General features: G+C 47.7%; 10 protein-coding genes and 1 pseudogene. 4 read left to right on the top strand and 7 right to left on the bottom strand.

Features of this window, described 5'->3' with window-relative positions:
• Positions 1 to 1,001: pseudogene (locus LDL40_RS12405) on the top strand (ribonuclease E); the annotation flags it as partial.
• 110 nt (positions 1,002 to 1,111) lie between these two features.
• Here the strand turns inward: LDL40_RS12405 and LDL40_RS12400 are convergent.
• The 3 genes from LDL40_RS12400 to LDL40_RS12390 all read right to left on the bottom strand — a co-directional run bounded on the left by LDL40_RS12400 (position 1,112) and on the right by LDL40_RS12390 (position 4,250).
• Positions 1,112 to 2,143, bottom strand: a complete 1,032-nt coding sequence (locus LDL40_RS12400; protein ID WP_300995693.1) for an alpha/beta fold hydrolase — start codon at positions 2,141 to 2,143, stop codon at positions 1,112 to 1,114.
• A gap of 9 nt (positions 2,144 to 2,152) precedes the next feature.
• Positions 2,153 to 3,163 (bottom strand): serine hydrolase, encoded by a 1,011-nt coding sequence (locus LDL40_RS12395; protein ID WP_300995692.1) that lies wholly within the window; start codon positions 3,161 to 3,163, stop codon positions 2,153 to 2,155.
• Between the two features lie 79 nt (positions 3,164 to 3,242).
• Positions 3,243 to 4,250, bottom strand: a complete 1,008-nt coding sequence (locus LDL40_RS12390; protein ID WP_300995691.1) for an alpha/beta hydrolase — start codon at positions 4,248 to 4,250, stop codon at positions 3,243 to 3,245.
• A 125-nt stretch (positions 4,251 to 4,375) separates the two neighbouring features.
• Here LDL40_RS12390 and LDL40_RS12385 point away from each other — a divergent pair, with 125 nt between their 5' ends.
• A complete protein-coding gene (locus LDL40_RS12385; RefSeq protein WP_300995690.1) occupies positions 4,376 to 6,508 on the top strand; it encodes a DUF5050 domain-containing protein in 2,133 nt (710 codons plus the stop codon).
• Positions 6,509 to 6,565: 57 nt separating this feature from the next.
• Here the strand turns inward: LDL40_RS12385 and LDL40_RS12380 are convergent, their stop codons facing one another.
• The 4 genes from LDL40_RS12380 to LDL40_RS12365 form a co-directional block, all read right to left on the bottom strand.
• Positions 6,566 to 6,937 carry a nuclear transport factor 2 family protein gene (locus tag LDL40_RS12380; RefSeq protein ID WP_300995689.1) on the bottom strand — a complete coding sequence of 124 codons (372 nt, stop codon included), beginning with the start codon at positions 6,935 to 6,937 and terminating at the stop codon, positions 6,566 to 6,568.
• Positions 6,938 to 7,010: 73 nt separating this feature from the next.
• Positions 7,011 to 7,913 carry an EamA family transporter gene (locus tag LDL40_RS12375; RefSeq protein ID WP_300995688.1) on the bottom strand — a complete coding sequence of 301 codons (903 nt, stop codon included), beginning with the start codon at positions 7,911 to 7,913 and terminating at the stop codon, positions 7,011 to 7,013.
• 109 nt (positions 7,914 to 8,022) lie between these two features.
• Positions 8,023 to 8,226: a hypothetical protein gene (locus LDL40_RS18790; protein ID WP_367304320.1), complete on the bottom strand. Its 204-nt coding sequence runs from the start codon at positions 8,224 to 8,226 to the stop codon at positions 8,023 to 8,025.
• A 223-nt stretch (positions 8,227 to 8,449) separates the two neighbouring features.
• Positions 8,450 to 8,845 carry a DUF4440 domain-containing protein gene (locus LDL40_RS12365; protein WP_300995686.1) on the bottom strand — a complete coding sequence of 132 codons (396 nt, stop codon included), beginning with the start codon at positions 8,843 to 8,845 and terminating at the stop codon, positions 8,450 to 8,452.
• A gap of 176 nt (positions 8,846 to 9,021) precedes the next feature.
• Here LDL40_RS12365 and LDL40_RS12360 point away from each other — a divergent pair, with 176 nt between their 5' ends.
• The gene (locus LDL40_RS12360) at positions 9,022 to 9,387 is read left to right on the top strand and encodes a BON domain-containing protein (protein WP_300995685.1); all 366 of its coding nucleotides are present in this window, start codon (positions 9,022 to 9,024) and stop codon (positions 9,385 to 9,387) included.
• A gap of 159 nt (positions 9,388 to 9,546) precedes the next feature.
• Positions 9,547 to 10,000: amidase family protein (locus LDL40_RS12355; protein WP_300995684.1), on the top strand; the 454-nt coding region annotated here is incomplete at its 3' end.

Here is a 10,000-nt window from a genome sequence, read left to right as displayed (position 1 = left end):
CTACAGTTACAGCGCCAGTCATTGAGACCAGCGCAGTGACAGAAACTAGTGTTCTGCCCGAAGTTGTTGACGCTCCGGCCGCAGATCTGACTGAGACAGAAGACACAGATGCTGAGAAAGAAGCAGCTGAAGGCCGCAGCCGCAGCCGTCGCTCACCTCGTCATTTACGTGCTGCTGGTCAGAAACGTAAAAAAGAGCAACAGGATCAAGAAGCAGAAGAAGCTTTGGCAGCCCGTTACCCTGAAGATCTGGATAACCCAGTAAGTACTGAACAACAGTTGGATCTGCCAATTGCTGAAGCGGTAACAGAAACAGCGCCGGTGGCAACAACGGCCCCAGTAGCAGCTGAACCTGTGCCAGCAGCAGAAACAGCTCCAGTTGCAGCTGAACCTGCGCCAGCTTCAGAAACAGCTCCAGTAGCAGCGGAACCTGCGCCAGCATCAGAAACAGCTCCAGTAGCAGCGGAACCTGCGCCAGCATCAGAAACAGCTCCAGTAGCAGCGGAACCTGCGCTGGCAGCAGAAACAGCTCCTGTGGCTGCTGAACCTGCACCAGCAACAGAATCCGCTCCTGTGGCTGCTGAACCTGCACCAGCAACAGAATCCGCTCCTGTGGCTGCTGAACCTGCGCCAGTAACAGAGTCCGCTCCTGCGGCTGCTGAACCTGCGCCAGTAGCAGAATCCGCTCCTGCGGCTGCTGAAACGGCAGCTGTGGTTGAAACGACTGAAGAAGCACCAAAAGCAAAAACCCGGAAAGCTCCTGTGAAAAAAGCAGTAGCTGAGGTCAAAGCACCTGTCGCTACAGGCAACAGATACGCCAAAATGGTCACTGCTGATATGACCAAACCGCAGGTAAAAGCTGAAACCGCCGCTATAGTCCAACCTACAGCTATGGATAACAGCGAACGTCCGCAGGTGATTAGCTCAGAACGTCCGGCAGGCTCTGCCTCTGCTCGTCAGATGAGCGTAGCGCCTATGACTAAACCTGGTTCAGTGGACTAAATAACATACTAGTCATAAACCAAGGCCACCTTTCGGTGGCCTTTTTATTTAGTCTCACATTTATTTATCCATGTAGAGCTGTGACAGTTGCAGCTCACTGACTACGACTGTTACTGCGCTGCAAAATGCGTAAGTATTTTGTCAACAACCTGCTTACGTATCTGATCCTGCTCAAACAGTAGCTCGTGCCTGGCACCTTTAATCTGCTGCACGCCGCCGATACAACCTGAGTTCGGATTCGCAGCCAATACAGAACAAAACTCCTGCTGTGCAGCTGCTGAGACTATGCTGTCCAGTTCTGCCTGCATCAGTAGCACAGGGGTTTTGATTGCAGCTGCGTGTTGCTGCATTTGAGGTAATACAGCACAAGCTTGCTCCAGCCACCCCCAGGTGGCGCCACCTAACTGCAGCTGCGGATTATCCTGATATAAAGTTTGCATCCATTGATAACGTGGTTGTGAGCCTGTTAGCTCGTTCGTCTCAAAAGGCCCCTCGCTATAGGGCTTCTCGGTAAAACCAGCATAGCCTTGAGTCGAAAACACACTGACAACACTAGCCAAACGACAGGCATCCATCTCGTCATACAGCAACTTACCATTAATACCTAACATCGGAGCCGACAACGCCGCTTTTTGAAAAACATCAGGATGTTGTTCCAGATACAAGGTACTGATAGCGCCCCCCATAGAGTGCCCTAACAGATACAAGGGCTGCTTGCCTTGATCCGCCAGCAAAACATTACTGATCAACTGATGCATGTCATCTACATACTGCTGAAAATTATTAATATGGCCTTTGTGTGGATTATCGGTTAAACGAGCGGATAAGCCCTGGCCACGGTGATCAAACATGAGTACCCGAAATCCCTGCTGTGTCAGTTCATAGGCTAATTCCTGATACTTCATATAGGATTCAGTGCGACCATTGACCACCACCACAGTGGCTTTAAATTGGGCAGGTTTAATCAATACGTAAGGCAAAGTAGTTCCATCCGGTAAACTCAGTTGCCTGGGCTGCACGGCTTGCCAAAACGGCGCTACCTGCTGTTGGTACCGTACCGCAAAATTATCATTTGCCCGTGTTTGCTGTGTAAGCAAACCACAACAAAGTGCAGCCGTCAGTAATGAATATCTGAATTTCATAAATAGTCCTTAGTGGTACTGGCTGAGGTTGCTAATCACCAGCTCTCGTAATTTATCATGGTAATAAGCCACTCTGCCAAAGTCAGCGGGATCCAAGGCCTGGTTCTCCAACACCACCAGAGTCAATTGATGCTCAGGGTAATAATTAAATACCGACACATAACCTGGAATATAACCGCCATGGCTCCATTCAGTACCAGCTGCAGTCTGGCTAATTTGCATGCCATAACCGTAATAGATTTGTCCCCACCTGTGCTGGCGTAACACCACAGCTTGACTCATTTGGCTCAGGCTGGTTTTACTCAACTGCTGTTGCAAACACAAAGGTAACAGGCCAATGTCTGCAGCAGAGGCGATCAAACCACCACTAGGCTGTGCTTCGATCGGCATAAAACCTGTGATGGCTTTTAACTGCCCTTGCTCTTCCTGCCAGCCTTGACTGACCGTATCAGGCTTCACTTCAAAACCAGCATTTTGCATCTGGCAGGAGTGCAACAGTTCTGAGGCCAGTTCAGCATAAGGCCGTTGTGTGACAGCCGTCAGTATTTGTCCAAGCAGTTGAAAATTTAAATTGTTATACCGAAATTGACCATAATTTTGCTGAGTCTGAAGATCAACCAGACCAGAGGTATGACTTAATAAATCTGCAAGCCGCACTGAGCTTGCCCACTGCTGTTGAAGTTTGGGTAAATAACGCTGAACAGGCGCCTGCAAATCCAAAGTACCACGCTCTACCTGCTGCATAACCAGCAAAGCTGCTAAAGTTTTACTGATGGAGCCGACAAAAAAGGCGCTGTGCTGTCCAAAAGGTTTGCCGGCCGCGGTAGCTCCATACTGATAGCTCCAGAGGATGTCAGTCCCCTGCATCAACAAGGCTGTTCCCTGAAAAGCCGGTCGCCCAGCAACGTTTTCCTTGATCTGCTTAGTGAATTGAGCAAAGTCCAACTGCGTTATTGCTGTAGTGGCTGCGAGTAACTGACCTGAAACAAATAAAAGAGGTAGCGCTAAAACTTTGAACATAAGCTATTGAACTCACTAAAGATCATAAAAGCTAAGTTTACCCTCTGTGTTCAGCCTTGTAATCAAGTGAATAGCATATTTATGGCAATGCCATCAACCAGTCCACGGCCTGTATTACCACAGCAGGCCTCTGAAAAATAACTAAATGATCTGAGTGTTGCAGCTCAATATACTGGCCTCCTGAGCGTTTTGCCTGCAGTTGACTCCATTCATCGCCTTCTCGTTGCCAGGCTTGAATTTCGGACTTTTGTGCAGGGTTTAGCATCAGTTGTTTTTGCTCGAAGTCTGTATTGAGTACGGACACAGGTCGACTAGAGTAAAGAGGTAGCTGTTGGTACAGATCTAAATCTGCGGCATAGGCAGCAATTTCCTTTGCCCTGCTTTGTTGTCGTTCAATTCGCAGCCTTAGTTGCGCCATAAAATCAAAATAGCCCCAGTCCATCAGACTTGCATAATGTTCAGGTATAAGCTTTTGCACCTGTTGCCGTTCTTGCTGCAGTTTTTTAGCAGTACGCTCTGTCCAGATCCCGGTTTTTAGCGCAGGTAACAACTCCGCCAGATTAGCTTTATACCAGTCAGCCGGATAACCTTTATACAAAGCAATAGAGTGAGGCAAAGGTATGTCAGGGTCAATCAGTAGCAGCCCCTGGATCTTCAGTACTGAATTCTGCTGCGCCAATAACAAACTGGATATAGAACTACTGGCAAAGCTGAGCAAGAGTATTTCACTTTCATTCAACTCAGACATCACTACAGCTAAGTCCTTTGCAAAGCGACTATAGGACGGATTATTGACTTCTGAACTTAAGCCCTGCCCCAATCTATCCACAGCATAAGTTCGGTATTTAGTGGCCAGCACGGGTTGCAACAAAGCAAACCAGCCACTGTCACTATGCCAGTGCTCATTAGGGCCTGACAGCAATACCACAGCCGGACCTTTGTGCTCTAACCCGGCAAAACGTAGCTGAAACTCTGCACCGCCAGCTTTAATGATCCTAACGCCTTCAGGTAAGGCCGCAGCTTTGATTTCTGATGCACTGGCAAAACCGAACACTACACACAATAGCAGCCACTTTAATGGGTTCATTCTGGTTCTTCCTCGCTAAAACTCTGATGGTGCATCAGAAAAAGGCAATAAGAACACAAGAGTTCCGGACATTTTTATGATAAAAAGCTTACCCCTAGCTACAGCCTCTTGCGGATTTTTGATTTATGTCTGAACACCACACTCATCAGCCTGTTTTGATAGGACAACTGACCTTTGATCCCGGCAGCCGGGAACTTCGCTCTGCAACAGAAGTTATCTATTTAGACCCTCAGGCCTATCAGCTGTTAAGTCTTTTTATCGCGGCAGATCATGGTCAGTTGAGTCGCGACCAAATGATTGAGCAGCTTTGGGACGGTCGGGTGGTCAGCGAAAGTGCGATTAATAAAGCCGTATCTTTATTACGTAAAGTCTTTGCACAATTGGATCCCAGTACACCGTATATCGAAACCCTGCCCAAAGTAGGTTATCGGCTTTGCCAGACGGTCACCCCGCAAGCGACAAAGCAGCCTGAAACCCCGGACACTGTGCAGCAACAAGCCAATACATCAGCCGAGCCAGCGGTTAGTGTGGCAGCAGCGGCTGCAGTAAAAACAGCAGCGGGAAGCCCGGCTGCAGCAACAAGCTCTGGCCTCAAAACCAAACTGGTACTTGCAGTGCTCTGGACTGCCCCTTTGTTGTTTTTTGTACTGTGGTTTTTTATCACGCTCGCGCCAGAACCAGAAAAGTTACCCACGCCTTATCTGAATGAGCCCCAGCCAATAAGCTCAGCTCAGGGCGTTGACTATGATGTCAGCCTGAGCAAAGACGGCTCAACGCTACTGTACATCTCGGGCGGAACAGAAACTAACCAGCTGGTTTTACGCCAAAAAACAGGCAAAACTCAAATCCTGTCTGACGATAAACAGCTGGTTACAGCGGCCATCAGCCCTGATGGCTTACAAGTGATCCAGGTTATACAACAACCTGAAGCTTGTGTGGTGCAATGGTTTTTACTTGAAGCTACGCAACAGAAGAAAACAGTGGCTCAGTGCCACTCAGATTCAGTAGTGAAAATAGCCTGGCAACAGGACAGTAAAGGCTTTTATCTACGTGACCGCGCGGACAAAACCCAACCATACGCTTTGAGCCGCTACCGCTTGGATACCCAGGCCAAAGAGCAAATCACTAATCCGCTAAGCGCTGAAAGCCCCACCGGAGATCTGGCTTTTGCCGAATCTGATGACGGTAAAAAACTGGCCGTGTTACGTTATCTGGAAAAACAACAGACCTTAGTAGTAATACTGGATAGCAGTAGCTTTGCCGTTTTAACACAAAAGACCTTACCGCTGCAGGCCTCTAATATCGATTGGTTAGGCGATAAATTACTGCTAAGCAAAGATGCTGAACTTTTGCAATACGATACGGACAGCGAACAGCTGGAGTTTTTATTTTATACCGGTCGCACTGTGCAGTCGCTCGCCGTGGTGAACCAACAGATTTATTACGCGGATTACGAACTGGATTCAGACATTTGGCAACATGATTTCACGGCCAATAAAGCCAGGATCCGCATCGGCAGCAGTAAAATTGACCGCATGCCAGAAGTGAACCATAAAGGGGACTTAGCTTTTTTAAGTCAGCGTAGTGGTAAAGAGCAAATCTGGCTACAACCTGTGGGACAAAACGAATACCAACTGGCTGATTTACCTGGCTATCCTGCCTTTGTCCGGCTGCAATGGTCACCTGATGGTGAGTCACTGATTTTTACCAAAGACGGCGCTTTGTGGCAGTTGATGATCGCCTCAGGCCAGAGCAGGGTCTTGGTTGCGCCGGATAAACAAGTGGAAGTCGCCAACTGGACCGCTGACGGTTCAGGCATTATTTACAGCAGTAAACAAAATGCTGACTGGCAGTTATGGCAGCTGGATTTACAATCGGCAAGTAGCAAGCAACTGACTCAGCAAGGTGGCTACAGTGGCTATCTGCAAAAAGACCAGCTGTATTTCAGCAAGTTTCACCAGGATGGCTTGTTTTTGCTCAATCTAACCACAGGCCAGGAACAGCTGCTGATCGCCGACTTTAACAAAATCAACTGGCTAAACTGGAGCTTGTCTGAGGATAAGATTTATTACTATCAGCAAGGACAAGGCATACGTCAGTATCAGTTAAACAACCAGGAAAACACTCTGCTGCTGTCTACACCAGAGCGATTTGTGCATCAGTACAGCATACAAAACCAGCAGCTGTTTTATGTCAAAGCCGGTGTGCCCAAAGGCGACATTTATAAACTGGAACCTGTGACACAGAGCACTAAGTAAACAGCTGCCTGATAGACAAAAGTGCGCTTTGGAAAAGCGCACTATCAACAATACAGATCAGAACAGCATGGGCTCCCCCAATTGAAACAGGGCTTTGACAATCAGGCCCTGTTTGACCTGATAACTACACAACATTTCGACCTGCCCCCGCCCTTCAGGGAAATTGCGCTGAATAAGTTCATGATCAATCACCCAATCCGCCATCTCCATGCGGTTTAATAGCTTTGCCTGAAGATCAGGCTCAGTAAAACGTTGGCTGATACGCTGGCGCATTTGCTCGTGACCTTGAGCTAAAACTGTACCCTGGAAATCCAGCTGTATAGCGTCGGCGTCATAGCAAGCAAGCCAGGCTTGAACATTTTTACTGTTGTAGGCCTCCAGCTGTCGTTGCACCAATTCAGCTGCAGTTTCTGGTTTATGTTCTGTCATCAGCTTATATCCTTGGGAGAAAACACAGATCATCAACAAAAACTCACTAAAACACCAGTTCTGTTCTGGAAACTCAAAGTTGCCTTTTTTCTATACTGCGAGTGGGCTTGGGTATCAGTATCGCGGCTTTATGCTGACCTAGCCAGACACCAGCAAGCACCAAAGCCATACCCAGGCTCTGCAGTACAGTCAGCTGCTGATCCAGGAGCAAAAACCCCAGCACAGTAGCACTTAAAGGACTCAGCAAACTAAAACCTGTCACAGCACTGGCTGGCATTCTCATCACTCCCCTTAACCAGAATACGTAGGTGAGCCCTGTGCCAATCAAGCCCAGCCATAGGTAACCCAGGATATGAGTCAGGCTCAGGCGTTGCGGCAGAGTTTCCACACTAAAGGCCAGAGGCAACAGGAAAAGGCCACCCACAGTCAGCTGCCAACTGGTCAGTACCAGCGCATTGACAGGAGGCTGCCATTTTTTCGTCAAAAGAGTGCCGCAGGCCATAGCCAAAGCACCAATAGCCGCGGCAAACACACCCAGGCTATCTAATTGAGCTGCAGGTCCAAGCACTAACATAGCCACACCAGCCAAACCTGACAAGGCCGCAACCCAACTTAACCAGGACGTATGGCCACCAAGTAAAGCCCAACTTAACAGCAATACCACTAATGGCTGAATAGCACCGACAGTGGCTGCGACCCCACCAGGCAAACGATAAGCGGCAACAAAAAGTAGCGCCTGAAAGACACCGATATTTAAAAAGCCCAACAAAAATATTTTCCCCCACCAGCCAGCCGCCGGCAGCTGTCGTAACCACAGCAAGATCAAAAGTCCGACCGGCAAAGTACGTAAAGCCGCAGATAATAAAGGCACGTCAGGAGGTAAAAACTCTGTAGTTACAACATAAGTACTGCCCCAAATCAGCGGGGCTAAAGCGGTTAACCAGGGATCATACCAACGACTTACAACTGAACTCATAACCAAACTCTCCCTCTACAGTACTTAGTGCACAGAACTAAAATCCGCGCCACTGTAATAGCTCAGGTTAACTTGAGGTCAAGAAGAATTTAAATGATGTTTTAATGGTTTAGAGTTTTAGCCACGTCAGATACCCGGCAAGAGTTTTGCCTTGTACTATGGCTATTTGCGGTATAACTTCCATCTGCTGAAACCCCGCTTTTGTTAACACCCGAGCCGAAGCCGGATTTTCTGTTGAGATGCAGGCAGATAATAATGTCAGTCGCATTTGCTTTGCTTTGCTTTGCTTTGCTTTGCTTTGCTTTGCTTGCAGGATTAAACCAGCTAATACAAAGCTGGCAACTCCTCTGCCGGACCAATGCCTGCCGCTTTAACAGCATAAATTCAGCAATGTTCAGTCCGACTGCTTCAGGCTGAGAAAATATATTTGGCCTTGCTTCGATACGTTGTCCAAAGAGGTTTTTGTGGCTAAGTTCGAACTGCAACACTGCATCTGCATCATCTGGCTCCAGAGTCTGTATCGCCTAATGCTGCATTTAGAGAGGCCCACTTGATGGCAACACAGCTGTGCCCTGATGGAAAACCATCTGCCATCCCAGACTATTAAGTTGCCATAGAGAGCTTCGCAGAGACACTTTGCTGTGCATCTCCCCGACTTTTCGTACCTTGGCTTTATATAAGACTTGAGCCAGATCAAAAGATAATAGCCGTACTTCAAAATCAAAAGCTTCGACACTAGGTGCCTGTTCTTCCGGTAAACGTTGCAACACATGGGCTTTATCAAAATGTACGCCTGATGAGGCGATTTCTTCAAAATTTCTGGCCAACAGCTGATTTAACAGCCCTCGATTTCGCCTTGTTTCAGGCTGCTGTAGCTGCAGTTCCAGTGCAATCAAATGGTCGGTTAACGCTTTCACTTGTGCTGATGTCACAACAATAGACCTTATAGTTTCCGCTATTTTGCCGTTTTACCTTAGTTAGCTTAAAAGACGCAAGTATTTCACAGCAGCAAAAAAATCTGGTTCGCTGGCGCACAGACATCACAACCAACTTGAGGCACTGTCAACAGATCCAGCCTCCAGTGAGGTTAGGACCAAAGGAGACGTTTATGCACTTATCTACTGGTTTTACTTCATCCCTGATCATAGTTGCGGCTCTTGCCCTAAGCTCATGTGATCAATCAACACCCACCTATCCAGGCGCGACTGCTGCAGAAGACAAATCCGCTGTAGCTCCGGTGGCTGACAGTGCAGTTCCTGTCGCCATTTCAGATGCAAACATCAGTAATGATGTCAAAACTGCTTTATTGCGGGATGAGGAGTTAAAAAATTTCGACATCACAGTGGTGTCGACAAAAGGTGATGTGTTGCTAACCGGAGTGTTAAACAGCCAAAGCCAGATTAATCAGGCCATACTTATCACAGAAGGGGTTGTTGGTGTAAAAGCTGTACATGACGAGCTAAGTATCAACTGATAAGTGATTGAGCGCCGCCCTTTGGGGTGGAGCTCCTCGTCATCCATTGTTTCCTGATACCAGTCCAGACCTGCTAATTTGTTGTTTTAACTCAGAACTATTGCAACTTCATAACCTTTCACTAATTGTTAGTTCATAAAATAATCACAGAAGAGAAACATGATGCGTTTATCTTTGCTCAGCCTACTGGCGTGCTGCTCTGTCAGTCAGGTTAGTCAAGCCGCGGTACAACTACAGAACATCACAGTGCAACAAGCAAACCACTACATGCAACAACAGCAGTTAAGCTCAGTTGAACTGACCCGCTACTATTTGCAGCAAATAAGCGCTTTAGACGATGCAGGCCCTGAGCTCAATGCCATAGTGGATATCAACTCAGATGCCCTGCAGCAAGCAGCAGCAATGGATGCAGAACGTAAAGCAGGAAAAATTCGCTCGGCTTTACACGGGTTGCCGATCGTACTCAAAGCCAATATAGCCACTGCAGATCAGCTGCCAACCACAGCTGGTGCTCTGGCGTTAAAAGACTTTAAAACCAGCAAAGATGCCGCCTTAGTTACGCAATTACGTGCCGCTGGCGCCGTTATTCTGGCAAAAACCAACTTATCAGAAT

It is taken from the genome of Rheinheimera sp. (assembly GCF_020217005.1).
Taxonomy (GTDB): Bacteria; Pseudomonadota; Gammaproteobacteria; order Enterobacterales; family Alteromonadaceae; genus Pararheinheimera.
The sequence above is the reverse complement of the archived record's forward strand: the minus strand, read 5'-3'. Positions and strand labels throughout refer to the sequence as shown.